This is a genomic window from Actinomycetota bacterium, from assembly GCA_014360655.1.
GTDB lineage: Bacteria > Actinomycetota > Geothermincolia > Geothermincolales > RBG-13-55-18 > JACIXC01.
This window is the reverse complement of the sequence record JACIXC010000002.1, coordinates 208,664-234,463: the sequence shown is the minus strand read 5'-3', so window position 1 is coordinate 234,463 and position 25,800 is coordinate 208,664. Positions and strand designations below refer to the sequence as shown.

Genomic DNA, 25,800 nt, shown 5'->3' with positions numbered 1-25,800 from the left:
GCTCCGCGCCTTCCCCCCGGCGTCACGGCATGTCCCGCCCGCGATGCACGAGGTCCACCATGTCGCCCACCCTGCGGTATCCCTTCCTGAGCATGAAAGACGCCAGTCCCTCCACCACGCCCAGGGCGGCCGCCGGGTCCCTGAAGTTGAGGGTGCCGACGGCAACCGCGTCCGCCCCTACCATGAGCATCTCGGCCGCGTCCATCCAGCTCCAGATACCGCCCATGCCTATGATGGGCACGTCGACCGCCTGAGCCACCTCCCACACCATGCGCACGGCCACCGGGTGCACGGCGGGCCCTGACAGTCCCCCGGTGACGTTCCCCAGGCGCGGGCGCGCCGTCTCCACGTCGACGGCCATGGCCGGGATGGTGTTGATGAGGCTTATGCCGTCAGCCCCCGCCCGCACCATGGCCCCGGCGAACCCCGCGATATCGCCCGTGTTCGGCGATAGCTTCACGTACACGGGTATCTCGGACACCTCCTTAACCTCGCTCACCAGGCGCGCCGCCTCGCCCTTTTCGGCCGAGAAGTGCAATCCTCCCTTTTTCACGTTGGGGCAGGATATGTTCAGTTCCAGGGCGGAGGCCAACCCGGAGCGGGACACCTCGCGCGACACCTCCACGTACTCCTCCCGCGTGAAGCCCGCCACGTTCACCCACACCGGCACCTGCATGGCGTTCAGCCAGGGGAGGTCCTCGGCGAGGAACCTCTCCAGCCCCTTGTTCTCAAGCCCGATGGCGTTGAGCATGCCCGAGGGCGTCTCCCAGACGCGTGGCGGCGGGTTCCCCGCGCAGGGAGCGAGGGTCACCGCCTTGGTCATCACCCCGCCCAGCTCCTTCACGTCCATCCACGCAGCCATCTCCCTGCCGTTCCCGAAGGTGCCCGAGCACACCAGCACGGGGTTCCGCAGGGTGATCCCGCCCAGTTCCACCCTCAGGTCAACGCCGCCATGCGCTCCCAATCCAGCTCATCTCCCCCGAACACGGGCCCGTCGCTGCACGCGGCCAGGTAAGAGCCCGGCGGCCGTGCGGCCGGAACGGCACAGCCACGGCATACCCCCAGCCCGCAGGCCATCCTCTCCTCCACGCTCACCTGCAGGCGCGCCAGCCCCCCCTCCTGCGCGTCCGCCACCCTGGCGGCCAGCGCTACGAGCATGGCCCGCGGCCCGCAGGCGTATACCGTCGCCTCGAGCCAGTCATGCATCCCACATGCGAGATCAACCGCGGAGCGCGCCGGCCCCGCTCCTCCGTCCATGCATGCGATGCGCAGATCGAACTCCCGCGCGAGGATGCCGGGAAGCCCCGCGAATTCCTCCGCACTTTCCATCCCCCAGGCCACCAGGAAGGGCTTTCCCGCCCGCCGCAGGCGCCTCGCAAGGAAATGGAGCGGCGCTATCCCCACGCCTCCTGCCACCAGTAGGCTCATTTCCTGCTTCGCCGTGTAGAAGCCCCTCCCCAGGGGCCCCAGCAGGTCCAGGCGTTCCCCTTCCGCCCTGCCCCGCAACCACGACGAGCCGGCTCCCGCCTCCCTCACCAGGATGGAGGCCGTTCCCTCCCCGCGGTCGAAGACACTGAAGGGCCTCCTCAGTATGCGCCCGCGGTCCCCGCACAATACGTGCACGAACTGTCCGGGCTGCGGATCGAAATCCCCGGGGACAGCGAACACCAGCTCGCTGGCGCAACCGTAATCCCTTCTCTCCAGAACGGTTGCAATGTATCGCGCCGGCAGGCTCACTTCCCTCCCGCCCCCTCCGCCAGGCAGGTTCCCGGAAGGAGCGTACCGCACATGTCCATGTCCCACCCCGCTGCACCGCAGACACGCAGCCCACGCACCAGGGCCATGGCGACCTCCATGTCGGTAATGCAGGGGATGCCATGGCGCGCGGCGTCCTCCCTGATATAGAACCCGTCGCTCTTGGGCTTCCTCCCGCGCGGCACGTTTATCACCAGCTGTATCTCGCCGTTGCGCATGAGGTCCAGCGCGTTGGGCCGTCCCTCCTGCAGCTTGTTGACCACCTTGACCGGCATACCCGCCGCCTTCAGGGTCCGTGCCGTCCCCCTCGTCGCGGCCAGGCGGTAGCCCGCCTCGCGGAGCTCGCGTGCCAGGAGGACCACGCGCCTCTTCTCGCGGTCGGCGACGCTCAGGAAGACCCTTCCACCGGGTCGCGGCAGTATCCCCTGCGCCACGTGCAACTTCGCCAGCGCCAGCGAGATATTCTTCGCCATAACCACGCGGGAGCCCGTGGAACGTTCCCCCGCCTCGGGAATGATATCCTCTGCTGCGATGATGCCCAGCGGCGTTTCCGGGCATCTCCAGGCGCATGCATCCTCGCGCGCAGGCAGTCGCGCCTCCCCCTTTCCGAGCAATGCCTCCATCCCCATCTCCGGCAGCGGCAGACCGGACGCGCGCGCGAGGAAGGGCGTCTCGCGCGATGCGCCCGGCGTGATATCCAGGAGGAGAGCGTCGCCGTCTGCAATCAGCATGCGCATGGAGAGGTTGCCCCTCCAGGGAAGGCGCGAGATCACCTCGCGCGCGAGTCTTTCCGCCGCTTCCGCCTGGTGCGAGGTCAGGTGAAGGGGCGGAAAGACGGCAAGGCCTTCACTGGAAGCCGTCCCCTTATCTTCCAGCTTTTCCCATATCAGTAGGGCCCGCGCCTCCCCGTGCGCGGCCACCGCCTCCACCAGCACCTCCTGCGCCTCCTCGCTGAGCTGCCGCAGGAGAACGCGGTCATCGCCGCACCGCGAGAGGAATCCCTCCCCCTCCTCCTCGCTGAAGATGATGCGGCGGCGCGCCGGTCCGCCGGGCGGCGCCGCGTCCGCGAGCACCGGGAACGCGCACCTTTTCAGAAAAGCGCGCGCCTCACCGCGGCCCGCGGCGAAGGGCACCGTCCTCACCCCCCGGTGCGCCCACTGTGCGAGGCCCGTGTCTTCGGGAGCGGCGACCTCCTGCTCGAGGAGGGCGACCCCCTCGCCTCCCTCCCGGACGGCCACGCCGCAGCGCAGGCCTTCCTCTCCCGCGAACTGGCAGCAGAGGGCGTCCGCTGCCGCCCCTCTCACGGCCTCCACGACCCCTCCAGGCGAAAGGGGCCCCAGGAAAACCGCGTCCACCGCCTCCACCGCCAGCAGCGCGAAGGAGGCATCACAAGCATAGAGAGAAGCCGCTATCCCGTTCCTTGCCGCCGTCAGCGCCGCCCGCAGGGCGGCGAAGTTTCTTTCGTGTCCTCCCCCGGGAACGCCGTTGTCCCCACCCAGGACCATGATCCCCCTTTTCCCCTCGCCGGGAGCGCCCGCCGGCCTGCGGACCAGGCACAGGGGATAACCGCGCGATGGGGGGCTGCCGGAAAGAGCTTCCATGCGACTTTCTACCTGAGCTCCGCCTACCGTGCCGGGTCCGGTGTCGCCGCACCCTTCTACCGTACCTTCGTAACGGCCTCCCGTAACCCCGCCTGCTGCCGGTGCTTCCTCCGGGACGTCAGGCGCACCCGCACGGGGCGGCAGAAAACCGCCGCCCGCCACCGTGCCGCCAGACCTCCGCCGGTACGCGGCAGGTCGATGCAAAAGCGCCGACAGGAGCCCTTCCGTGCTCCGCAACCATCCTTCCCCCCATCCCTTGCCACGCCCCTCCAGGACGAGATAGCGGAGCGCCGCGGCGGCGGCTTCCTCCGTCGTCTTCCCCGCGAGGATGGTCCTGCCGACCGCCCGGCAACGCAGATGTATACACCCTTCCCCCTCTTCCTCGGCGTAGAAGAAGCGGGGCAGGGAGACGATGACCCCTCTCGGCCCCTGCGGCGATGCGAGCGACCCTGCCGCGTGCCCTCCGCCGAGCAACAGGTCGAGATGCGTCCTCAACAGGTCCCTCCCCAGAGCCACCTCGACGAGGGGCGTTGTGCGCCAGGGGCGCGGATTGACGTCCAGGACATATAGGTCCTCCCACCCGGCCGATACCGCGATCTTCACCTCCGCGACCCCTACCAGACCGAGGGCATCCGCCGCCTCACGCGCCGCCTCGTGCAGCGCGTAGACCCCCTCGTCAGCGGTCGCGGGCGGCACGACCAGCACGGCGTCCTCCTCGTGCAGGGGAAGGGGCTCGAGCTGCTCGCAAGTGCCGGCGACCCGGCACTCACCGTCCGCGTCGCGCAGAAGTACCACCACGTATTTACGGTACCCCGCAAGGGACTCCTCCACGAGCGCCTCGCCGGCGGGGCTCTCCCTGAGGGCCTCTTCCAGCACGGCCGGCAGTTCCTCGCCGTTGTAGGCGATACCGGCTCCCCATCCTCCACAGGAGAAATGGGGTCTCACAACAAGAGGAAAGGACAGCTCCGCCGCCGCCCTCTGCCCCTCGTGCACGCTGTCCACGGAGCGAAAGGCGGGGTTCGAGAAACCCCTCTCTTCCAGCGTCTCGCGCAGCAGCCCCCGGTCTCCGCAGAGCCAGAGGACACGGTCATCAACATCGGGCACGGAGATGCCGAGCCTTTCCGGCGCCCCCTCCGCCGCCAACGCCTTGAAAAGCTCCCATCCCCTTCTCCCCGCCATGCCCAGCCACACGGATGCGGCCCCCGCTTTCTCCGCCGCCTGCAAGACAACCTCCGGAAGGGGCGGCTCCACGTAGATACCCTCCACCTCCTCCCAGGCATCCATGAGGGTAGCCGGGTTATCCTCGAGCACCACCACGCGGTAGCCCCTTTCGTGCAGGTAGCGGCATAACCTCGCCGCCATGTACTGCACGCACGTGCCCTCCTGCAGGGTGACGGGCCCGGGGCCCACCACCAGCGCCACACGATCCCTAACCACCGGCGCCACCCCCCATATCGGGAACGGCATACGCCACCTTGCCGTTCTTCAGCGTCAACACCACCCTGCCCTTAACCCTGCGGCCGTGGAAGGGGCAGTTCCTCCCCTTGGACACGAAGACCGTCGCGTCCAGGACCCACTCCCGCTCCGTATCGATGAGCACCAGGTCGGCACGGCTCCCCACCTCTATCCCTCCCCCGTATTCCGGCGCGTGCAGGCCCATGACCTCCGCCGGCCCCCGGGTGAGGAGTTCCAGCAACCTCATGAGCGGCAGCTCGCCGCTCTCTACCAGCTCGGTGTGGAGCACGGGGAAGGCGCTCTCCATCCCCACCACACCGAAGGGAGCGTACTCGAATTCGCGTTCCTTCTCCTGCGGGGCATGGGGAGCGTGGTCGCTCGCAACAGCGTCCACCGTTCCATCCAGCAGGGCGCGGCGCAGCTCCTTCACGTCTTCAGGGGTGCGCAGGGGTGGGTTCACCTTGAACACGGTATCGTAATCCCTTATGTCCATCTCGCTGAGCACCAGGTGATGCGGGGTCACCTCCGCAGTCACCCTCACTCCGCGCGCCTTGGCATCCCTTACCATGCGCAGCGACCTGGCGGTGCTGACGTGGGCGAGGTGGAGACGTGCCCCCGTTTCCTCGGCCAGCAGCAGGTCACGCGCCACCATGACCTCCTCCGCGAGTGCGGGCATGCCGCGCAGTCCGAGGGCGAAGGAGACCTCTCCCTCGTTCACCTGGCCGCCCCGCGAAAGCCCGCGGTCCTCGGGATGGGATACTATGATCCCGTCGAAGCCCTTTACGTACTCCAGCGCGCGCCTCATGAGCCCGGCGTCCTCGATGCCGTCGCCGTCGTCGGAGAAGGCCCTCACCCGCGCCCTGCTGAGGTGCATCAACCCCATCTCTGCCAGCTCGCGGCCCTCCCTTCCCCGCGTGACGCAGCCCACGGGGAAAAGGTCCGCGAGGCCCAGTTTCACGGCCTTGAGCGCCAGCTCCTCCACCAGCGCGGCATTGTCCAGGGGCGGTTCCGTGTTCGGCATGCAACAGACGGCCGTGAAGCCTCCCCGCAGCGCCGCGGCCAGCCCGCTCTCCAGCGTCTCCTCGTCCTCCCTTCCCGGCTCCCGCAGGTGCACGTGTATGTCCAGGAAACCCGGAGCCAGTATCATGCCCTCCGCGCCTATCACCTCGCGCCCCTCCGCGGGGATGCCCTTCCCCATCTCGGCCACGCGCCCCCTGGAGACAAGAACATCAAGGGTCTCGTCCCTCCCGAGGAAGGGGTCCATGAGCCGCGCGCCCCTTATGAGTATGTCAGGCAAGGGCGCCACCTCCTTCCGCTCCCCCCAGGAGCAGGAAGAGAACGGCCATGCGCACCGCCACCCCGGAGGACACCTGCGAGTTTATCGCCGCGTGCGGCGCGTCAGCCACCTCGGAGGAGATCTCCACCCCCCGGTTCACCGGTCCGGGGTGCATCACCACCACCCCCGGCTTCGCCCTGCGCATGCGCTCCATGTTCAACTGGTAACATCTGGCATATTCTTCCAGGCTGGGGAACCTCGCCTCCTGCTGTCTCTCCTTCTGTATGCGCAGCATGTAGAGCACGTCGCAACGTGGTATCACCTCGTCGAAGGAATGCGACACCTCGACGTCGCCGGGCATGGAGGGCGGCAGCAGGGTGGGAGGCGCCACCGCCAAGACCCGCATGCCCGCCGCCCTGCAGGCTTTCATGCCCGAGCGCGCCACGCGGGAATGCAGGATGTCCCCCACGTAGGCGATGGTAAGTCCTTCCAGGTCTCCCAGCCGTTCCCGCATGGTGAAGATGTCGAGCAGCGCCTGGGTGGGGTGTGCGTGCATGCCGTCCCCGGCGTTGATCACCGTCACGTCAAGCCACTTCCTCAGCAGCCAGGGGGCTCCCGCCACGGGATGGCGCACGATCACGGCATCCACCCCCATGGCACGCAGGGTGAGGGCGGTGTCCTTCAGGCTCTCGCCCTTCTCCACGCTTGAGGCGGAGGCGGTGAAGTTCAGCACGTCGGCGCTCAGGCTCTTCGCGGCCACCTCGAAGGAGAGTCGGGTGCGGGTGGATGGTTCGTAGAACAGGTTGACCACCGTCTTGCCCCGCAGGGCGGGGACCTTCTTGATGGGCCTGCGCAGAACCTCGGAAAAGGAGTGGGCCATCTCCAGAATCCGTTCCAGGTCCTCCTTATCCAGGTCGTCCACGTCCAGTAGATGGCCCCTAACGGCCATGGGATACCTCCGTGTCACCGCTCACCCCGGGCGACGGCACCGGCCGTCCCGCGCCCTTCTCCGCCCCGGCCGGCGGATATGCCGGGCCTCCTCCCGCACACCACCCGCTCATGCTCCCGTCCGCCTTCCTCTCGCTGCATCTCCATACCGCTCCCGTCTTCCCGCTCTCACGCATGCCCCGGCCTCCCGAAAAGGGTCCCGTTGCGGGACCGGGCCTCAATCCTGGTACCCGATGAAGACCCCGTCCTCGCCGTCCACCTCCCGCAGGGCGACCTTCACCTCCTCATCGCGAGAGGTCGGGATGTTCTTGCCCACGTAGTCAGCCCTGATGGGCAGCTCGCGGTGCCCCCTGTCCACCAGGACCGCCAGCTGGATGGATGCGGGGCGTCCGAAATCTATGATGGCGTCCATGGCCGCGCGCACGCTGCGGCCGGTAAACAGCACATCGTCCACGATGACCACCTGCTTCCCGTCGATGTCGGGCGGCAGGTAGGTCTCCTTCACCACCGGCTGCTCCAGGGTATGCAGGTCATCCCTATAGAGGGTGATGTCCAGCCTCCCGACGGGCACCTCCACGCCCTCGATCTCCCGTATGGCCTCCGCTATGCGGCCGGAAAGGGGGACGCCGCGCGTGCGGATGCCGACCAGCACCAGGTCCTTTGCTCCCTTGTTACGCTCCACTATCTCGTGGGCTATACGACGTACGGCACGCTGCACGTCTTTCTCCTCCATCACCCTTGCCTTCTCCACGAAGCTCATCTCCATCACCTTGCGTTAAAAAACCTTCCTGCGGCCGGCGCAGGAAGGTCTCCTTTCACGCTTATTCTCCTTTTTCCCTTGCCAGCCTCACGGGACTGGTTTAAAGGTCTATCCCATAATAGCATCGCACCGGTCCCCGGGCAACGCTATCCATACACATAGTTCTTCTTCCGTGATCACTTATCCTTTCCTCTCCGAATGATCCTTTTTGCGTTTCTTTTTCCTTCATGTTGTCATACGAGCATCGCCGGGGCCCTTTCGAGCGATATCATAAGAGGCCTCCTTATTTCCACCCACCAAGCCCGGGGAACCACAGGGCCGGTCGCAGCGAGCCTTTACTGAACCACCCACCCAGGCCGGGTCCGGGGGTCGGGCGAACGACATCGCAAGCGGCCTCCATCATGGCCCTGGCGAAGTGTCCCCTTTAAAGTGAGGGATTACCCGGAGGAAGGGAATTACCCATCACGAGGCCGCGCGTCGCGGAGTGAGCACGAGCCCCCGGCCCGGCCTCTTTATGCAACCACCCATCCCGGGGAACCACAGGGCCGGTCGCAGCGAGCTTGCGAGCGAGACCGTTACCCGGCGGCCCGGCCGCCGCAAGAAGCAAAGACACGCGCCCATCAGCCATAAGGCGTGCCCCGACCCTTGTGTATCTAAGCCAGGCGGTCCCGGTAAAGCCTCCCCAGCACCCCGTTGACGAACTTACCGGAATCCTCGGTCGAGAAGGCCTTGGCCAGCTCCACGTACTCGTTGATAGTGACGTTGGTGGGGATGTCCTCACGGTAGAGGAGCTCCGCGAACCCCAGGCGCAGGAGGTTGCGGTCGACCATGGGCATGCGTTCCAGCGACCAGCGGTCCGCGTAGGAGTCGATAAGCCCGTCTATCTCCTCACGGTGCTCGAGGTAAAGATCCACGAGGTCCAGGGAGAAAACGGGGATCTCAGGCGGGTAGAGCAGGCTCTCCGAGCCGAAGGAGGACAGTTCCTCTATCCGCGCCTCGTCGCCGAGAAGGAGGTGCACCCTCTCCATGGATATGTCGGGGATGCCGTCGGGAGGGGTCGGGTTCTCCTCTATCCCCTCTTCCAGCATGCGCCGGAAACCCTCCACCACGGAGTCAAGGTCTTCCCCGGTAAGGTCCGCCTGGTAAAGGATATCGCAGGCCAGCTTCCTGGCCAGCGTACGCCTGCCGAAGGGATGGGATTCGCTCACCTAGACGGCGTTCACCCCCGTGACGTTGACGTCAACCGCATCCACCCGCCATCCGGTCATGGACTCCACCGCCTCCTTCACAGCACGCTGCACCTCTCTCCCCACTTCGTGGAAGTCCCTGCCGTAATCCATGTGCACCTCGACCTCGAAGGTCACGGCGCCCTCGTTCGCTTCCGCCTTTATGCCCTTTGCGAGGTTCTTCCGCTTCCTTCCCTCGTCCGCGACCTCGCCGCGCATGGCCACCCCCGAGGCCCCCTCCACGCGCGAGAGGGCTATGCCCGCCATGAGCTCGAGCATCCCATGTCGCAGCCTGTAATCCCCCGCGTCAATCATGCTCGCCCTGCCTCCCGAGCTACTCGACCCGCTCCACGTACTCGCCGCTGCGTGTATCGATCTTCACCCTGTTCCCCGCCTCTATGAAGAAGGGGACGTTCACCACGAGACCCGTCTCCAGGGTGGCCGGCTTGCTTCCCCCGCTGGCGGTGTCGCCCTTCACGCCGGGCGCCGTCTCCACCACCTCCATCTCCACGAAGACGGGCGGCTCCACGCCCACCGGCTTACCTTCGTAGAGCGGAACCTCCACCGTTATCCCCTCAACCAGGTACTTCGCGGTCTCCCCCACTTCTTCGCCCGATATGGGCATCTGCTCGTAGCTATCAAGGTCCATGAAGAGGTAGTTGTCTCCGTCACGATAGAGATACTGCATGCGCCGCTTGTCCAGGACGGCCAGCTCCACACGCTCCCCGGCCCGGAAGGTCTTCTCGATCACCGCTCCCGTCTTGAGGTTCTTTAAGCGGGTTCGCACGAAGGCGCCTCCCTTGCCCGGCTTCACGTGTTGAAAATAGACCAGGTTGTACAGCGTGCCGTCCAGTTCGATGGTGATGCCGTTCCTGAAATCCGCCGTGGTTATCATGTCGCCTTTCTCCCTTGTTGCTCCTGCCTACGCGTCCCATTTTAACACAGGAGAACATCCCTTATTTCCACACAACTGAGGCCGGGAACGACCGGGTCGGTCGCAGCGAGCCTGCGAGCGAGACCGTTACCCGGCGGCCCGGCCGCCGGAAGAAGGAAAGGCGCGCGGCGCCGAGCGAGACCGTTACCCTGAGGCCCCGGGCCGGAAGAACGACATATACGCAACCACCAAGGCCGGGAACGACCGGGTCGGTCGCAGCGAGCCTGCGAGCGAGACCGTTACCCGGCGGCCCGGCCGCCGGAAGAAGGAAAGGCGCGCGGCGCCGAGCGAGACCATTACCCCGAGGCCCCGGGCCGGAAGAAGTACATATACGCACCCAGCAAGCCCGGGGAATTACAGGGTCGGTCGCAGCGAGCCTGCGAGCGAGACCGTTACCCGGCGGCCCGGCCGCCGGGTAAGTTCAGTAATCTGAGGGGTCGAGGGAATGCGGGAACGACGCGAGCACCTCCATCCCGTGGGCGGTGACCAAAACCATGTCCTCCACCCTCACTCCCCCCACCCCCGGAAGGTATATGCCCGGCTCCACGGTGAAGACCATGCCCTCCTCCAGCAAGTCCCGGCTCTTCGGCCCCACGTGCGGCCTTTCGTGCACCTCCAGCCCCACCCCGTGACCCAGTCCGTGGCCGAAAGCCTCCCCGTACCCCGCTTTTTCGATAACCTCCCGTGCCGCCCTGTCAACCTCGCGGGCCCTTACGCCCGCCCTCACCGCCGCCAGTGCACGCTCCCGCGCTTCCATGACCAGGCGGTGCGCCTTCACGAGCTCGGCAGGCACCCTTCCGAAGGCGAGGGTGCGCGTGCAGTCCGTGTTATACCCCCCGTACACCACGCCCCAGTCGATTACCGCCGCCCCCGCCAGCCCTTTCCGGGACGGCTTGGCGTGCACCAGGGCCCCCCTGCTCCCCGAAGCCACGATGGTCTCGAAGGCAGTGGTCTCGGCACCCCGCCTGCGTGCCGCGAAGTCCACCTCCATGGCGAGTTCCCACTCCGTGGTGCGCTTATCCACCCGTCCCAGGGCCTCCCGGAAGGCCTCCTCCGCCACCCTCAGCCCCTTTTTTAGAACCTCCACCTCGCTCCGGCTCTTGCGTGCCCTCAGCGCCTGCGTCTCCGCCCCCATCGCGACCAGCGAGGCCACTCCCCGCAACTGTCTTCGCAGCCTTAAGAGTTCCGCGTAGGTCACCGTACCCGGATCGAAACCTATCCTCATCACCCCCGGGGCGCCCTTCGCCGTGCGCCGGGACAGCACCTCCCGCAGGGCCTGTCCGAATCCGTCCTCGCAGATCACGACACGCAAGCCCGCCACCTCGAGGGCTGCCTGCTCCCGGTAGCGGAAGTCGGTGATAAAGTATCCCGACCTTCCGAGGAGGAGCACCATGCCGCTGGAGCCGCTGAAACCGCAGAGGTAACGTACGTCCGCCGGGCCGCTCAACAGCAGGCCGTCCAGCCTCTCCCTCGACATTACGGCCCGCAAGCGGCTCATGCGCCTGCGATATTCTTCATCCTTGAAGGCCATAACCGCTCCCGAACGGGATCTTCCTCCGGCACATCGACTGCTCCACGCCGGCCGCCGATCGCTCCCCCTCAGTCGGGAGGCTCTCGACCGTCACCTTCCAGCGCGCGAGGGCCATTGGCGTCTTTTCCCTGCCCTTTCTCCGCGTAACGGAGGAAGAAGACGGCAAGGGCGGCGATGATCGCGGCCCAGACGATGTGGGCCAGGAACTCGAAGATGTACCAGTCTATCCAGCCCAGGACCCCGCCGGTCTCGGCACGGGGGAGGAAATATACCCGGTCTATGCCCAGCACCAGCATGAGCAGCACCACCGCGAGCAGGTAACAGGCGAGGATGCGCAGCTTGAAGAGCGTAACGGCCAGCTTTTCCGGGTCCCTCCCCGTGAGGGCGAAGCCTATCCCGAAGAGCATCACCCCCAGGGCGAGCAGGTTGGCGTTCACCGCCAGCCAGGGCGAGAAGGCCGCCACCCAGCCGGATACCCCGTGCAGCACCACGCTTTCCCCCTCGTCGACGAGCTGGTCTCCCTGGTAGCGTGGCTCCCGGACGACTATGACCGCACCCTTCCCCGCCAGGTCGACCCCGTAGACCATGTTTATGGCGAGATTCAACGTGAAATAGGCTACCAGAATGAGGCCGGCCAGCGCGAGGAACCAGAAAAAATCCTTCTTCGCCGGCTCCTTACCGCCCTTTCCCGCGTATTCCCTTCTCAACATGCGGCCTTTCTCCTTCCGCTAATACCTGCAGACTCCTATATAGAATATTTTCTGCGCGCCCCCTTTCTCCTGCACTACTCCCTCTTTTCCGCCTTTTCGAGCGTTTTGCCGTCCCATCGCCTCTCCGGCTCGCGATCGATCCTTCTCGCCCATGCAGGGTGCGGGTGGCGGCGAGTACCTCTTGCAGCGTTCCTTGCGCCATCATGCAAGGAACACGACGACACCGTAACTCCGGCGAGAATGCTCAAAGCCCCATCGCATCCCAGGCAAGGATCAAGACAGGCGTAAAGTGCGTTTAAGACGGAGGCCGAAGCCTCCCGTAAAAATATGGGGCGGCGGTCATCCGCCGCCCCTATCGCCGTCCTTCTTCACAGTTCCTTCCAGGATTTCACCTTGAAGGGGATGCGGAACGCCTCACCCAGCACCGACGGGTTACGATATGTTATCGAGTAATTCGCAAGCGGGAACCAGGAGAAGGCGGACCCGCTCGAGTTGAGTACTATATCGCCCCTTGCCGTGATCTGCCCGTATATGTTCTTGAACCACCCCATCTCGTAGACCACGCTGACCGGGTCGGTAGTCGGGTCATAGGTCTCATGAGCGGCATAGATGAAAACCCGGTCATTGTCGTCGATCTTCATGTTGCCGCTTGCGTCATAGTAAAACTTGTTCTTGGCGATTATCTGGAACTCGGCGTCGCCGGCTCCCTGCCTCGACAGTTCCCTTAACCTGATATTGCCGGTTGCCACCAACACGGCCTTGGTGTTTACAGGAACGGTCACCGAGTTTATGAGTAGGTTGCCATTGCAGAAAACGACGTATACACTCGATTTCACGTCGTCCGCCCCGAGGGTCAACGAGTACTCGCCCCCCGGAGGCGCCGTGACATAGTGGCGGGGATCTTTGTCAACCTCCATCTGTGCCTTGGCCTCCTCCGCGTAGTAGGCGAAGTCACACTGCGGCATCAACACTTCGTTGTAGGAAAGGGGCTCTATCGGCTCGGGCAAGGAGTCGCTGAAGGAGACCGGCGGCGTCTTCGTGCCTTCCTGCACATCACCTCCGCCCACCTCCTGTATCGTCGGGCCGTCTGCGGTCTTGTCCCTGGCGTTCGGCTTCATGTACAGGATGGCCTCGGCGTTAAGATACTCCGAAGCACGTAAGGTCATCTCCCCTCCGGACGAGAAACCCCCCGCGAGGTTTGGAGGATTGATGACGCTGCCTCCACCTTTCACGTAAAAATGGGACCGTGCTTTAGAAATAATTAAGCCCACTGCATCACAATTTACGTTCACGTTACCCAGTGCGTAAAGGCTGCCGTCGATTGTCACAGCGGCTCGGGAGGAACCAAGAGCCGCATTACTGTCAGCCAATGCCTGGAATCTCCCGGCACAATAAACGCTCCCCCCCACGGTGATACCACCATCTGCGCCCCCGTAATGGGCATTCACGTTAAGCGTAACGTCCTTACCTGAATAAATGCTCCCGTTGATATTGTGGGAGGTTACGACATTACCGGTCCGGCTGCTCCCGTCAAGGGTGACGTTCGCCTTGCTGCTGACCGAACCCTTGATATCGGTGGTGACGTTGCACGAACTGAGGCTCGCACTGATGTTGTTTTCTCCGACTACATCGCTTATCGAATAGACGTTCCCCGTGATGCCGATCTTCAGGCTATGGCTAAAGAAAATGCCTCCAGTCGACATCTCGTTGCACAGGCTCACGCCCCTTCCACCATGTGTGAAGCTTGAATCGTTCCATATTGCGCTTAACTTCCCTCTCGAATGAATGTTGCCTACCAAGTTCGTCGTTGCGTCGCTCGCCGCGGAAGCCCTGTTTTCGATGAGGACACCGCCGTTATCGCTGTCGGAAGAGGCCATTGCGCCGCTGTATATGTCGCCGTTTATGTTCAAGCTCGAGCTGCTTATGAAGCGGGCACGTTTTTTGATGATCACGTCACCCTTTTCGGTTATTATATCGCCGTTCAGGTTGAAGCTGTTCGATCCCACCAGAGAAGATGAATTGGAGACGATCACGTCCTTCCCGGCATAGATATCACCGTTTATGGAGCAAGTTGTGATGTTTAATGCCCTGAGATCCCCGTCCATGTTCATGTCTATCTTGCCCTCCTTGGAGAACAGCACGTAATCCAGGGCGTTGTAATACTTGCCGCCCGCGAAGCTGATCACCTCCTCCACGGTGCGGTAATAGGTCCTCTCCACCCCCTCCACGTTGGCGCGGTACTCGCCGTACGAGGTTATCTTCCAGTCATAAGGGTCCCCGTCGCCGAAGTCGGGGTTCCTGGTGACCGTCACCGTGTAGGAGCCCTTGCCGTCCCAGAGGTAGGAGGTGGGGATGGTCGTGCTGTCCTCGATGCTCCCCCCCGCCAGGCGCGCATGCGCCACGTCCAGCCCGGTCTCCGCTGCGGCCAGCGCGCGGGAGGCGGGCGTAACGCCCACCGCGTTCCTCAGGGCCACCGAGGTGTAGAGCAGGAGCAGAGCCCCGAGGATGCCGATGACCATGATGGCGAACACGACGAAGAGCATGGCGAAACCGCCTTCGTCCCCGCCCCGCGAAACTGCAGGGCCGTGTCCCCGCCATACGTTCGCGTGACTCTCTTTCGTTTTCTTCCTCTCAGCCATGGCCCCTCACTCCCGTCTCCTCGTCTCGTTGCGCAGGCACATGACGGCTTGCCGCCTCACTTCTTGATCCTCACCCTGGTGGTGGCGGTCTTCTCCACCGCGACGCCACCGCCGCTCCTGGCCAGGGTGAGCACTATTTCCACCTGGGTTATGCTGTCTCGTATAGCCTGGCTGCCGTCGGGGTTCGTCAACTGGGTATCCGCCTTGTCGTAATAGGCGAAAGCCAGGCTTTTCACCCCGCTCGCTATGACCTTATCGCCCGCGAAGAGAGCGGTGCAGGTCATCTTGAGCTTATCTCCGTCGAGGAAAAAGCGCACGGTCTGAAGGTCATTGCTCCCCAGCACGTACCCTTGAAAGGTGAGGTCGCTGCTCCTGGCCCTCGTAAAGGTCCTTGCCGTGCGCAGCTGGTCCACCATGTTGTCCATGGCCATGCGCAGCTCCTCCGCGATATCCGAACTCGATACCACAACCTCCCCCTCGCTCAGGTGAGCGTCCAGGAGGTTGAAGGTGGCGAAGACCAGCAGGGAGAGGATGAAAAAGGCCACGATGAGCTCGACGAGGGTGAAGCCCTCTTCGCCGGAGTGGGTCCCGCATGAACCGATTCGGCTGCAGCGTGCCGGCAAGTCGACTAGCCTCATGTTTACCCTTCCCTCTTGAACACTATGCGATCAACGTACCAGGGCTGCCAGGTCCCGGTGCTGTCGTTTCGCAACCTGATCTCCGCAAATCCGCCCTCGTCCGGACCGCTCGCAGATTTCATGCTCTCGTCCATCTCCACCCACACCCTGGCCTGGGAACGGTTAGCCTTCACCTGCAAGCCCGTCCACTGCTTGTCAATGCCGGTATGGGGCGGTGCGTTGTCGTTCTTCACATGCACGCTCAGTGTGCCTCCCTTTTCGAATCCCATGCCCCTGACTTCCACGAAATACATCTCGCCCCTGGTTCTAAGGTTGACGGTTCCGTGATCGGGGTCGTTCTCCCAGGCCCAGGCGTTGCGAACCGGTCCCATAGGATCTATATAGGTCAGCTCGCCCTCCGTGCTCAGGTCCCATGCGCTCCAATCCGTCCACACACCCCCTGTATCGCAACCTTGGTAACGGCTTTTGATCTTCAAGGAATACAGGTCCGACGTGGAGGGGACATCCGCCGTTCGGAGCACGGGAACACCCAGCTTTATTTCAAAAGCGGCACGGTATTCATACCCGCGTATGGCGTCCTGGTAGCGCGAGTCCGTCCCGCCGCCACTATTGACCCCGTAGAGTTCCCATTCCGCCAGGTCGCAATCGATGAAGTTCAGCGAGGCCGACACCCGCCTTCCAGACAGCGAGGACACCGGCTCGTCCATGGCCTCACTGGCCACCAGGTAATCCGTGGGGGCCGGTTCCGTGTTCTTCCTCAGGCGCAGCTCGAAATCGGTTTGCGGAGTGAGGGGATTGTCGTCGAAACACTCTCCCTCCAGGGTCATCCGCACATCGTAGTAGTTCTGCCACAGCCCGTAGGTGTTGACCGAGTAACCGTAGATGATGGGCGCCGGGCGACGGATATCGAATGCCGGGTTCATGGCCGCTCCCAACCCGTTGGCGTTTTTCGCGTATAACCAGTAGAGGCCGCGCTGGTCATCAGCCACACTTGGAGCGATATTGAAATCGACGTCCAGCGTGTATTCGTCAACATGGTATCGGTCATATGCTTCGAACACGTTGTCCCCGTTCGGCGGATCGGCGGAACCGGCTCCCAAATAGACGGCGACCTGTTCGTCGAAGTTCAGGCCGATGATACGGATCCTGTACATATAAGGCCGGTCATCGTATACGAAATTGCGTTTTTGCGATGTCGCCACGGGAGTGAACGAACCATCGGCTTCCACGTAACCCAGCACATAGGCATCGTATATAGCCGGCGGTCCCTCGAGGTAATAATTGAAGCTCTCGGGGAGATCGATATAGGTATTGCCCTTCACTTCCGTGCTCGGCGTGGCACGGTCTATGCAGTTGATGACACGCACCTTGTACCATCCGCCGATGTGGCCTACGAAATTGAAGTTGCATCTGGCCGCGAGGCCGGATGCCTGATAGCCCTTGGGGTCGGTATACGTGGTCAACGTGAAATTGGTGCCCGTGATGATGTCCGCAGGCTGATTGGTCTGTGGATTAAGTTGCGTGTGTATGAGCTGGATGGTTGCACCGATGCCCGGGTTCTGTCCCTCCGGCGCCTTGATGTGGGTGAAATAACCCACGTTCGTGAAGTACAGCGCCTCGTTGGTGGTTCTCTCGAATCCCTTTCGATCCCCGTCGCTGTCGTAAAAACCGGAGGTCCCGCCGAATATCGGCAGGGGGTATTCGACCACAAACGCCTTGTTGCGCACGGAGATGACGTGGTTTACCACCAGGAAGGCATCCCATTCTCCGACGACCCTCCGTGGCGACCAGGGGTTGTGCGCCAGGGAGGCCCCCCCGCTGTTGAGGGTTACCGTTCCTTCGAGGTATCTGCCCCAGGCATCCTCCCCGTACACCAGGCTGCTCGGGGTGATGTCGTTGTCGTCCACGCGCACCAGCTTCACCGACACCAGCCCCGAGGCGAGATCCGGCGCCTTAAAGCCCTCGCCGTAGAAGCGCAACTTGATATTGCTCTGCGTGTGGGGGGCACTGATGCAGTCGCCGTAGGTGTTGTAACGCGTCCCCTTTTTGTTCGCGTCCGTGTCCACGTTCACCACCTTGTCTATGAAGACGTTGGCAAGCACGTCGGTGGGCGAGGCGTAAAGGTTGGTCGAGGTGAACTGTCTGCCGCTGCCCACCGTCACCCTCACCTCGTAGAGGATCAGGTTCAACGCTTTCCCCGTATCGGTAATGGGCCGGTCGTAGCCGTAGATCTTCATGGGGCCCCAGTTTTCGTCCAGGACAGTGAGGTCGGCCGCCTCCTGCAGAGTCCTCCCGCTCACCAGTTCCTCGTCCAGGTAGGCCATGCGTATCTCCACCTTCATGCCCTTGTAAGGCTCCACCGTGCTGCTCTTCATCTCCACGTAGGGCGCATCGCTGAAACCGTTGTCGTAGACGGGCGAGCGTGAGCCCCAGTAAAAATCGTCTACGTCCTTTTTGACGCTCTGGTCCTCGGCGGAATGGGCATAATAGAAGGGGATGTTCTTCACCCGCTCGCTGTAGAGCCGCAAGCATTCCTGGGCCAGGTTCATGTCCGTGGCCGCCGCGGAAACCTGGAAGGCGGAATCGAACATGTTCACCATGGGTATGAGGGCCAAGGCCAGGATGATGAAGGCCACCATGACTTCCGCCACGGAGAAACCGGCGTCGTCACCGAGATTTTTGAAAACCCTCCCAAGCCGCCGCATCATGCTCGCCTCCTCCTGCACGCCGTGCGGTATTCTCTCGTATCTCGCTCTCTCCTTTTCGCCCGCCACATGTTCAGATGATCTCCCCCAGGTCGTTGAAGGTGACCGTCCCCGTCAGGTCAGCCTTTCTCAAGGTCACTTGGAAACTACCTCCCGCGGGACTCACAACGCTCACCGTCACAGCCGTCCCCCTTCTCTGGAACAGGAAGACGGAGGGCGTCACCACCTCCACGGCGCCCTCCGCTATCTTGAACCAGTAATGCCCCATGCCGTCCGTGGTGTAAGAGGAGGCTGCGGTCGGGGTCTCGGTGGGAGCCTTATCGTTGTATTCGTTGCTTCCGTTCGGATACGCCCGGTAGATGGCGTATTGATTGGGGTGTTCTCCGGCTGCATCCCAGAACTCGAGGTAAACGTCAACGCCTTCCTGAAGGGCAATATTGCGGCATCGGGTTATCGCCCTCTCGACCTCCTCAACTCCGCTTCTCAACGCCAATCCCTTGCGTGAATTGGCGTAATTTACCGTGGCCACGAGAAGGAAGATACCCAATATCATCACCACCGCCACCAGTTCCAGGAGGGAGAAGCCATCTTCCCTGCTCATTTTGCGTCTTTCCGCACAATCGCCTTTCATATGCGACCGCCTTTATGCCCCTGCAACCCTCTTTCGTCCGCCTGCGCCGCCTTACGACATGCTTTCATCGCGAATTGCGTTTCACCTCGTTAATCGTTTAATCGAACTTCCTTTACCCCAGCTTAATACAAAAAAGTACATCCCGCGGCAAAATAGCCGTTAACCATGTTACGATAATGTTACGAAACACGATTACCTGGGAAAATGCCTTTTCCGGAGAGCGCTCTCCACTCCCGCGATACGAACGTCGATAGGCGGGGGACCGATGAAACCGCCTGTCCTGTCCCCCGTCTTCGCCGCCTCCCCATGTCACTCCACGCATCGTAGCAATCGCGCCACGGCCTGCAGGGCCAACATGTACCCCTGCGTGCCCAGGCCGCTTATCACGCCACGCACCACGGGCGAGACCACCGAGGTTTTCCTCCACTCCTCCCGTGCGTAGATGTTGCTTATATGCACCTCAACCTTCGGGATATCCATGTCGGCCAGGGCGTCCCTCAGGGAGTAACCGTAATGGGTTAGGGCGCCGGGATTGATGATCAGGCCCGCGGCGCGTCCTTTGAGGGTCTGCAGGTAGTCTATGATGGCGCCCTCGTGGTTGCTCTGGAAGAACTCCAGCTCGAGCCCCAGTTCTTCCGCCTTCCCCTGCAGGTCATCTTTCACCTCCTCCCAGGTCCGGCTGCCGTAGATCCCCGGTTCACGGCTGCCCAGCAGGTTGAGGTTGGGCCCGTTAACCACGGCTATCAATGACATCCGCCGCTACCTCCTTCTCTTCTTAACGTACCACGTCGGCCTACGCAGGAGCCGTTTCTCCCAGGACTTCCTCTACCGCACGCTCCACCAGCCCGCGGGGCGGGGAATCCACCAGCACGGGCACCTGCCATTCCTCGAGGAGCACGAAGCGCAGCGCCTCGCCTTTCTTCTTGTCCCTTTGCATGTGGGCCAGCACGTGGTCGGCGGCTAGGTCCCGGGGAAGGCGCGCCTCCCCGAGCAACGGGGAAAGGACCTGCAGGTGCCGTTCCATGAGGTTCACCCTGGCCATCCCGGCCAGCTCCGCGAGGCGGGACGCCATTATCATGCCCAGCGCCACCGCCTCACCGTGGCGTAACGCACGGTAGGACGTCGCCGCCTCCAGGGCATGACCGAAGGTGTGCCCGTAATTGAGCAGGGCCCTCTCTCCCGAGAGGTCCCGCTCGTCCGCGGAGACCACCCTCGCTTTGTGAGCGGCACACGCCGCCACCAGGCTCGAGAAATCGTAATCCTCGCCCGGGATGCCTTCCCTCCATCCCTCCATCTCAGCCAGTATCGCCTCCTCGTAGAGAAAGCCGTACTTGGCCACCTCCGCAAGGCCGCTCCTTAACTCCCGCCCGGGAAGGGTCGCGAGCAGGGCGACGTCGGCAAGCACTGCCGCCGGCTGGTGGAATGCCCCCACAAGGTTCTTCCCCTCCGGCATGTCCACTCCCACCTTGCCCCCTATGCTCGAGTCCACCATGGCCATGAGGGTGGTGGGAACCTGCAGGTAGCGGATACCCCTCAAGTAGGTGGCGGCCAGGAAGCCGGCGAGGTCCCCCACCACCCCTCCGCCGAAGGCCAGCAGCACGTCTTCCCTGGTGATGTCGGCCTTCAGGAGCGCGCGGTATCCCCTCTCGAGGGTTCCCAGGTTCTTCTCCTCCTCCCCCGCGGGGAAGAGGAAGAACGCGGTGGCCTCCTCTCCCGGCACCGCTTCGCGCAGGATGCCCCGCAACCGTTCGCCGTGGAGCTCCATGATCTCGGGGTGGCTCACCACCGCCACACGCCGAGGCGCCAGGCGCCGCAGCAGGGAGGGAAGGACGCTCGCGAGGATATCCCTCCCCACGTGGACCTCGTAGCCCCCGCCCGCCGTCCTTACCGGTATCTTTTCCATGCCTCCGCTATCTCTCCCGCAATCTCCTCGGCGCTTTTTCCCCCCACATCCACCACGAGATGGGCCGCCTCCCGGTACTTTTCCCTTCTTGCCTCCATGAGCTCCTCCACCCTGCGAGAAAGCCCGCCTCCCCGCAGCAGCGGCCGCCCCTCCCCGCCCTCAAGCCTCCGCAGCAGTGTCTCCATGTCCGCATCCAGGTAGCAGACCATGCAGCTATCCCTGAGAAGCTCCACGTTCTCCCGCCTGAGGACTATCCCGCCCCCGCAGGCGATCACCTTTCCCCGACCCCGTAATTCCCGTCTCAGCGCCTCGCTCTCCCGCGCGCGGAAACCCTCCTCTCCCTCGCGCGAGAATATCTCCTCTATGTCCATGCCCGCACCGGCCTCGATGCGCTCATCGAGGTCGACGAAGGTCAAGCCCAGGCGCGAGGCGAGCAAGGGGCCCACGGTGCTCTTACCCGCGCCCATGAAGCCCACCAGGGCCAGGTTGCGCCTGCTTCCGCGAGACCCCTCCATGAACATTTCTCCATGCCTAAAAGGCTCTCTGCCGCTCCAGCAGGTCCCGGAAGCGCGCTTCCATCTCCTCCAGGCTGTCGCCGCCCAACTTCTCCATGAGCGCGTCCGCGAGGACGAGAGCGACCGCGGACTCCGCCACCACGGCCGCGGCGGGAACCGCGCAGACATCCGCCCTTTCCACCGCGGCGTCCACCCTCTCCTTGCTCACCAGGTCCACGGAAGCGAGCGGCCTGCGCAGGGTGGGGATGGGCTTCATGGCCGCCCTCACCACCAGGGGCTCCCCGTTGCTAATGCCGCCCTCCAGCCCTCCTCCGTGGTTGGAAAGCCTGTGGAACCCTCGTCCGGGTGAGTGGTCTATGGCATCGGCAGCCGCGCTGCCTCTCATCCCCGCCAGCCGGAACCCGTCTCCGATCTCCACCCCCTTTATGGCCTGGATGCCCATGATCGCCGCCGCCAGCCGTGCGTCAAGGCGGCGGTCCCAGTGCACGTGGCTGCCCAGCCCAGGGGGAACCCGGAAGGCGATGACCTCGAAGACTCCCCCCAGGGAATCTCCCTCTTCCCTCGCGCGGTCCACCTCCTCGCGCATGCGCAGCGAAATCTCGCCGTCCAAGCAGCGCACGGGATCCCCGTCCGCCTTCGCGACCTCCCTTTCCGCCGGCAGCCCCCGTTCTTCCGGAACCGCGACGGTCCCGATCCTCAAGACGTGGGAATAGAGCCTCATGTCGAAGCAGGCCAGGAGGGCCTTCGCGAGTGCGCCCGCGCATACCCTCCCCACCGTCTCGCGCGCCGAGGAGCGCTCAAGCACGTCCCGCACATCGTGCGTCCCGTACTTCAGGGCTCCCGCCAGGTCCGCGTGTCCCGGCCGGGGCGCGGTCAGCGGCCGCGCCATCACCTCTCCCTCCACGGGCATGGTCTCCCGCCACTTCTCGTACTCGGCGTTTCTCACCAGCATAGCGACGGGGCTGCCCAGGGTCCTGCCTCCGCGCACTCCACCCAGGACCTCCACCTCGTCACCTTCCAGCTCCATGCGGGCGCCTCGACCATATCCCAGCCGCCTCCTCGCGAGCTCGGCCTCTATCGCCTTTCCGCTCACGGGAACCCCGTACGGCATCCCCTCGACGACGGTCACGATCCCCGGTCCGTGCGATTCGCCCGCATCGAGAAACCTCAGCATGGAACCCGACCTCTTTCCCTTACCACGATACGAGATCTACCATAACAGACCGCTTTCATCCTCCGCCGGCCCACGTCTCCCATATCCTTCCAGCGTTTTCCGGCTTTCCCGTTATGAAAAAAGGGCGGCTTCCGCGCCGCCCTCCTCGCCCCTCTTCCCGCTCAGATCTTGCGCAGCTGGTTCACCTTCAGCTCGTACGCTTCGTCTCCACAGACCAGGACGAGCGTACTCGTGTCCTTTATCTCCTGCACCTTGAAGACGTCAGCGAACTCGCTGCCCGCCTTGAGCTTCTGGTACTTGTTGTCGTTAACCTTTATGTCCGCGTAGCGGATGCCCCTCATCTCGTAGATGTCCGTGACCATGACCACCCTCTGGTTCACGTCCGTCGTCACCGGCACCGCGGACGGGGCGGATGTCACCGGGGCGCCCGTCGTGGTGCCTCCGCCCTCCTCGTAGTTGGGGAATCCCAGCATCTGCCATTCCTTGCCGGCGAGGTTGCCGCTGTTCTCGCGCAGGGTGCCCACCTCTCCCATCAGGGGATAGAAGGGGTCGTTAAGCACCCAGACCTCCACGTAGGGGATCTCCCCCATCTGCTGGTCCATCTCCTCCATGTGGATCTGGAACTTCTGCTCCACCACGCGCGAGGCCAGGCCGCTCGAGTCCAGTTCCATCGTACCGCGGCCGGAGAGCATGGCCTGGGAGAGCGTAGTCCTGCCCGCGCGCTCCGCGCCCGGTTCCGCGGCAAGCACCAGCGACACGACTACGATGAGGGTAAGCGCAAGCCCCAGCAGCAGCCGGTGCATGGCTCCCTCTCTGTCGTCACGGGCGCCGGCTTTTCCGCTCCCGCGGAAACCCGTTTCCTTCGTGCCAGCCATCTCACATAACCCCTTCCCGCTCTTCGCTCATCCGCCGGCGCCGGGCGTGGTCAAGATTTTTTCTATACCCTGGTTGCTGGTGAAGAACACCCGCATGGTGATGGTGGCCTGGATGTAGGGTAGCCCAGCGTCAGCCTCATTAATGGCCAGCTTCACCACCTTCACCGAGCGTGGCAGCCTCTCGATGTGGTTGAAGAACTCCACCAGGTTGAAATACCTTCCGTTGAACACGGTCTCGCACGTCATCACGTAGTAATTGCCCGCCGCCACGGGTATGGAAGGCGTGAAGGAGTAGAAATCAAGCCCCGCTTCCTCGGCGGCGTGATCTATCTGCTCGATGACGTCGGCGAGCTCGATGTTCTCCGGTATGCGTTCCTTGATCACCTCGATCTGCCGTGTGAACTGCTCGGGGTCCTTTTCGTACTGCTTCAGCTGGCTGAGCCTGTTCTGCTCCGCCTGAACGCTCGCCTCCATGTTCTCTATCTCCGCGTCCACCTCGCTTATCTTGTTGCGCTGGGGAAAGACGATCAGGAACAGGCCCAGCACCAGGACGATCACGCACACGATCGCTCCTGCCAGCAGCTTCAAACCGGCGCCGATCCTTAACCGCATCCCTTAACCCCCCGTGCTCTCGGGTGCCTTCCCGGAAACCCCCGCCCAAATGGCCTTCTCGGGGTTCCACCGTGCCGTTATCGTGAACTGTATGGCCCAGTCGGAGAAGGACTCCTCCTGCCGCTCGAAGACGCCGGGGGAGGTCTCCACCGTCACCACCCTCGTCTCCGATATATTGGTCTGGGTGGAGCTCGTTATCCAGAGGTCGCTCCATTCCTCCATGTTCTGCAGTCGCACGAAAAACTCCGCCACCTTGGGGTGACCCCGGAAGTAATAATAATAGGGGTAGGCGTCCAGGAAGCCCTTCGCCTTGAAGTCGCTGGCCCTGGGCAGCCAGGTCTGTATGCACAGCCATGCCGGCGTGGCGTAACCCTGTATCTCTATGGGCGTCCCGCCCGCCGCCGCTTGCCCGGGAGCGGCTCCCGCGAGGGCCTCCAGCGGCTGCGCGTCGATGGTCAACGAGGTCAACCATATGGTGGGGGCACGTGGATTGGAGGCGGTGGCCAGCCCCTCCGGAACGTACATGGCCAGGTCGTTGAGCATCTGGGCCCAGGCTATCCTGCCCGCGTTAGCCTGCATGAAGAGTTCCTGCAGCGACTTCAGTTCCCTTTGCTGGGCCTCGAACCTCTCTATGGGCTTCGTCTGCCTCTGCAGTTCCTCGAGTTCCGCGCGCTTTTCCTTAAGGGTATCCTCCTTGCCCGCCTTCTGCGCGCTGAACAGGAAGTAGAGCCCGGCGATGATCGCCAGCGTCACCAGTCCCATGAGGATGAACCAGGGGACCAGTCGCGGCTGCTCGACCTTCTCCTTTATCTCGGGAGGCAGGAGGTTTATCCTGGTCATTCAACCACCTCCCTAAGCGCCAGGCCCACGCACACGGCCACCGAGGGCTCTATCTCCGCCAGTTCCTCGGGTGTATAGGGGAGCTTGCCCAATTGCACGTTCTGGAAAGGCCTCCCTATCTCTACCGGCAGGCGCAGTCCCCTGTTCATCTCCTGCGCAAGGTTGACGGTGAGCGACCCGCTCCCCGAGAGGATCACCTTGCTGAAGGCCCTTTCCTGCGTCTGCGCCACGTAATAATCTATGGAGCGCCGTATCTCGCCCACGAAGTTCACGATCTCCTGCTCGAGGACGCCCGTGGCTTCGGGATTGACGATCATGCCCCGGCGCACCGACTCCGCCTCCTCCCACTGCATGTCCAGCCTGTTGACGACGGCGCGCACGAAATCATCCCCACCGCGCAGGAGGAAGCGGGCGAAGCGCGGCGCGCCCTCCTTGAGGATGGTTATATTGGTTATCCCGGCCCCCACGTTTATGAGGCAGAGCGCCTCCCCCTCCCCGTAACCGGCCTGCAGCGCCTCCATGGGGATCAGCGAGCGGGGAAGCGCGAAAGCCTTTAGGTCTATGGCCGCTATGGAGAGACCCGCGGCGCGCAGCACCTCGATGAAACTCTGTATCATCTCCTTGTGGGCGGCCACCAGGAGCACCGTGAGCATGCGCTCCTCCTCTGCGGTCATGAACTCCTCGATGATGTCGAAGTCGAGTATGGCGTCATCCACCGGTATGGGGATGAATTCCTGAACCTGGAAGCGGAGGGCGCTTTCCAGCTCCTCCTTCTCCATGTAAGGCAACTCGATGGGGCGCACGATGACCTTCTGGTTGGCGATGCCCAGGGTCACCGACTTGCTCTTGATCCCCGTCAGCGGCCACAGCTCTTTCAGCGCCTCCGCCAGGGTGACCCCGTCCTCCACCTCGCCGTCTCTCACCACTCCCTCGGGTATGTGTACGATGCCCAGGTTGGTGAGGACGGCCTCCCCTTTCCCGATGGTCACCTCCGCCACCTTGACGGAATTGGAGCTGATGTCCAGGCCTACGGCCACGCTTCCTTTCTTAGGGCTCATTTATCCCCCCGAGA

At 63.5% G+C, this 25,800-nt stretch carries 23 protein-coding genes; all 23 read right to left on the bottom strand.

The genetic code is table 11. The annotated features are described in order from the left end of the window. Positions 1 to 22: 22 nt before the first annotated feature. Complete coding sequence (locus tag H5T73_02565; GenBank protein MBC7246651.1) at positions 23 to 964, bottom strand: dihydroorotate dehydrogenase; 942 nt, start codon at positions 962 to 964, stop codon at positions 23 to 25. Beyond that, positions 937 to 1,737: a dihydroorotate dehydrogenase electron transfer subunit gene (locus tag H5T73_02560; protein MBC7246650.1), complete on the bottom strand. Its 801-nt coding sequence runs from the start codon at positions 1,735 to 1,737 to the stop codon at positions 937 to 939. Before H5T73_02560 ends, H5T73_02565 begins: the two co-directional genes overlap by 28 nt. After that, entirely contained in the window at positions 1,734 to 4,793 is a 3,060-nt protein-coding gene (locus tag H5T73_02555) for an ATP-grasp domain-containing protein (GenBank protein MBC7246649.1), read from the bottom strand. Before H5T73_02555 ends, H5T73_02560 begins: the two co-directional genes overlap by 4 nt. Beyond that, complete coding sequence (locus tag H5T73_02550) at positions 4,786 to 6,075, bottom strand: dihydroorotase (GenBank protein ID MBC7246648.1); 1,290 nt, start codon at positions 6,073 to 6,075, stop codon at positions 4,786 to 4,788. The genes H5T73_02555 and H5T73_02550 overlap by 8 nt, the downstream gene beginning before the upstream one ends. Before the next feature lie 25 nt (positions 6,076 to 6,100). Next, positions 6,101 to 7,036, bottom strand: coding sequence for an aspartate carbamoyltransferase catalytic subunit (locus H5T73_02545; protein MBC7246647.1), 936 nt, complete (start codon positions 7,034 to 7,036; stop codon positions 6,101 to 6,103). A gap of 216 nt (positions 7,037 to 7,252) precedes the next feature. Beyond that, the gene (gene pyrR / locus H5T73_02540; protein MBC7246646.1) at positions 7,253 to 7,795 is read right to left on the bottom strand and encodes a bifunctional pyr operon transcriptional regulator/uracil phosphoribosyltransferase PyrR; all 543 of its coding nucleotides are present in this window, start codon (positions 7,793 to 7,795) and stop codon (positions 7,253 to 7,255) included. A 653-nt stretch (positions 7,796 to 8,448) separates the two neighbouring features. Then, complete coding sequence (gene nusB / locus H5T73_02535; GenBank protein MBC7246645.1) at positions 8,449 to 9,003, bottom strand: transcription antitermination factor NusB; 555 nt, start codon at positions 9,001 to 9,003, stop codon at positions 8,449 to 8,451. Then, a complete protein-coding gene (locus H5T73_02530) occupies positions 9,004 to 9,336 on the bottom strand; it encodes an Asp23/Gls24 family envelope stress response protein (protein ID MBC7246644.1) in 333 nt (110 codons plus the stop codon). 19 nt (positions 9,337 to 9,355) lie between these two features. Then, positions 9,356 to 9,916 (bottom strand): elongation factor P, encoded by a 561-nt coding sequence (gene efp / locus H5T73_02525; protein ID MBC7246643.1) that lies wholly within the window; start codon positions 9,914 to 9,916, stop codon positions 9,356 to 9,358. Between the two features lie 460 nt (positions 9,917 to 10,376). Further along, entirely contained in the window at positions 10,377 to 11,486 is a 1,110-nt protein-coding gene (locus H5T73_02520; GenBank protein MBC7246642.1) for an aminopeptidase P family protein, read from the bottom strand. A 68-nt stretch (positions 11,487 to 11,554) separates the two neighbouring features. Continuing rightward, positions 11,555 to 12,196 (bottom strand): hypothetical protein, encoded by a 642-nt coding sequence (locus H5T73_02515; GenBank protein MBC7246641.1) that lies wholly within the window; start codon positions 12,194 to 12,196, stop codon positions 11,555 to 11,557. A gap of 368 nt (positions 12,197 to 12,564) precedes the next feature. Further along, the gene (locus H5T73_02510) at positions 12,565 to 14,835 is read right to left on the bottom strand and encodes a hypothetical protein (protein MBC7246640.1); all 2,271 of its coding nucleotides are present in this window, start codon (positions 14,833 to 14,835) and stop codon (positions 12,565 to 12,567) included. 56 nt (positions 14,836 to 14,891) lie between these two features. Further along, on the bottom strand, positions 14,892 to 15,473 hold the full coding sequence (locus tag H5T73_02505; GenBank protein ID MBC7246639.1) for a prepilin-type N-terminal cleavage/methylation domain-containing protein: 582 nt from the start codon (positions 15,471 to 15,473) through the stop codon (positions 14,892 to 14,894). A 2-nt stretch (positions 15,474 to 15,475) separates the two neighbouring features. Then, complete coding sequence (locus tag H5T73_02500; GenBank protein MBC7246638.1) at positions 15,476 to 18,247, bottom strand: hypothetical protein; 2,772 nt, start codon at positions 18,245 to 18,247, stop codon at positions 15,476 to 15,478. A gap of 4 nt (positions 18,248 to 18,251) precedes the next feature. Further along, positions 18,252 to 18,779 (bottom strand): type II secretion system protein, encoded by a 528-nt coding sequence (locus H5T73_02495; protein ID MBC7246637.1) that lies wholly within the window; start codon positions 18,777 to 18,779, stop codon positions 18,252 to 18,254. Between the two features lie 339 nt (positions 18,780 to 19,118). Then, positions 19,119 to 19,562 (bottom strand): type II 3-dehydroquinate dehydratase, encoded by a 444-nt coding sequence (aroQ, locus tag H5T73_02490; protein MBC7246636.1) that lies wholly within the window; start codon positions 19,560 to 19,562, stop codon positions 19,119 to 19,121. Positions 19,563 to 19,602: 40 nt separating this feature from the next. Beyond that, positions 19,603 to 20,712, bottom strand: a complete 1,110-nt coding sequence (aroB, locus tag H5T73_02485) for a 3-dehydroquinate synthase (GenBank protein ID MBC7246635.1) — start codon at positions 20,710 to 20,712, stop codon at positions 19,603 to 19,605. Next, positions 20,694 to 21,227 (bottom strand): shikimate kinase, encoded by a 534-nt coding sequence (locus H5T73_02480; protein ID MBC7246634.1) that lies wholly within the window; start codon positions 21,225 to 21,227, stop codon positions 20,694 to 20,696. The genes aroB and H5T73_02480 overlap by 19 nt, the downstream gene beginning before the upstream one ends. Positions 21,228 to 21,243: 16 nt before the next feature. Next, positions 21,244 to 22,401, bottom strand: a complete 1,158-nt coding sequence (gene aroC / locus H5T73_02475; GenBank protein MBC7246633.1) for a chorismate synthase — start codon at positions 22,399 to 22,401, stop codon at positions 21,244 to 21,246. Positions 22,402 to 22,562: 161 nt separating this feature from the next. Further along, positions 22,563 to 23,276 carry a hypothetical protein gene (locus tag H5T73_02470; GenBank protein ID MBC7246632.1) on the bottom strand — a complete coding sequence of 238 codons (714 nt, stop codon included), beginning with the start codon at positions 23,274 to 23,276 and terminating at the stop codon, positions 22,563 to 22,565. A 27-nt stretch (positions 23,277 to 23,303) separates the two neighbouring features. Further along, positions 23,304 to 23,864, bottom strand: a complete 561-nt coding sequence (pilO, locus tag H5T73_02465) for a type 4a pilus biogenesis protein PilO (protein MBC7246631.1) — start codon at positions 23,862 to 23,864, stop codon at positions 23,304 to 23,306. Positions 23,865 to 23,891: 27 nt separating this feature from the next. Next, the gene (locus tag H5T73_02460; GenBank protein ID MBC7246630.1) at positions 23,892 to 24,728 is read right to left on the bottom strand and encodes a hypothetical protein; all 837 of its coding nucleotides are present in this window, start codon (positions 24,726 to 24,728) and stop codon (positions 23,892 to 23,894) included. Further along, positions 24,725 to 25,786, bottom strand: coding sequence for a type IV pilus assembly protein PilM (gene pilM / locus H5T73_02455; protein MBC7246629.1), 1,062 nt, complete (start codon positions 25,784 to 25,786; stop codon positions 24,725 to 24,727). The genes H5T73_02460 and pilM overlap by 4 nt, the downstream gene beginning before the upstream one ends. Positions 25,787 to 25,800: the final 14 nt, after the last annotated feature.

Excerpts from the sequence above, each read along its gene's own strand:
- H5T73_02550 (MBC7246648.1), bottom strand. The coding sequence starts at position 6,075 with ATGGACCCCTTCCTCGGGAGGGACGAGACCCTTGATGTTCTTGTCTCC.
- H5T73_02545 (MBC7246647.1), bottom strand. The coding sequence starts at position 7,036 with ATGGCCGTTAGGGGCCATCTACTGGACGTGGACGACCTGGATAAGGAG.
- pyrR (MBC7246646.1), bottom strand. The coding sequence starts at position 7,795 with ATGAGCTTCGTGGAGAAGGCAAGGGTGATGGAGGAGAAAGACGTGCAG.
- H5T73_02530 (MBC7246644.1), bottom strand. The coding sequence starts at position 9,336 with ATGATTGACGCGGGGGATTACAGGCTGCGACATGGGATGCTCGAGCTC.
- efp (MBC7246643.1), bottom strand. The coding sequence starts at position 9,916 with ATGATAACCACGGCGGATTTCAGGAACGGCATCACCATCGAACTGGAC.
- H5T73_02520 (MBC7246642.1), bottom strand. The coding sequence starts at position 11,486 with ATGGCCTTCAAGGATGAAGAATATCGCAGGCGCATGAGCCGCTTGCGG.
- H5T73_02515 (MBC7246641.1), bottom strand. The coding sequence starts at position 12,196 with ATGTTGAGAAGGGAATACGCGGGAAAGGGCGGTAAGGAGCCGGCGAAG.
- H5T73_02510 (MBC7246640.1), bottom strand. The coding sequence starts at position 14,835 with ATGGCTGAGAGGAAGAAAACGAAAGAGAGTCACGCGAACGTATGGCGG.
- H5T73_02505 (MBC7246639.1), bottom strand. The coding sequence starts at position 15,473 with ATGAGGCTAGTCGACTTGCCGGCACGCTGCAGCCGAATCGGTTCATGC.
- H5T73_02495 (MBC7246637.1), bottom strand. The coding sequence starts at position 18,779 with ATGAGCAGGGAAGATGGCTTCTCCCTCCTGGAACTGGTGGCGGTGGTG.
- aroQ (MBC7246636.1), bottom strand. The coding sequence starts at position 19,562 with ATGTCATTGATAGCCGTGGTTAACGGGCCCAACCTCAACCTGCTGGGC.
- aroB (MBC7246635.1), bottom strand. The coding sequence starts at position 20,712 with ATGGAAAAGATACCGGTAAGGACGGCGGGCGGGGGCTACGAGGTCCAC.
- H5T73_02480 (MBC7246634.1), bottom strand. The coding sequence starts at position 21,227 with ATGGAGGGGTCTCGCGGAAGCAGGCGCAACCTGGCCCTGGTGGGCTTC.
- aroC (MBC7246633.1), bottom strand. The coding sequence starts at position 22,401 with ATGCTGAGGTTTCTCGATGCGGGCGAATCGCACGGACCGGGGATCGTG.
- H5T73_02470 (MBC7246632.1), bottom strand. The coding sequence starts at position 23,276 with ATGGCTGGCACGAAGGAAACGGGTTTCCGCGGGAGCGGAAAAGCCGGC.
- H5T73_02460 (MBC7246630.1), bottom strand. The coding sequence starts at position 24,728 with ATGACCAGGATAAACCTCCTGCCTCCCGAGATAAAGGAGAAGGTCGAG.
- pilM (MBC7246629.1), bottom strand. The coding sequence starts at position 25,786 with ATGAGCCCTAAGAAAGGAAGCGTGGCCGTAGGCCTGGACATCAGCTCC.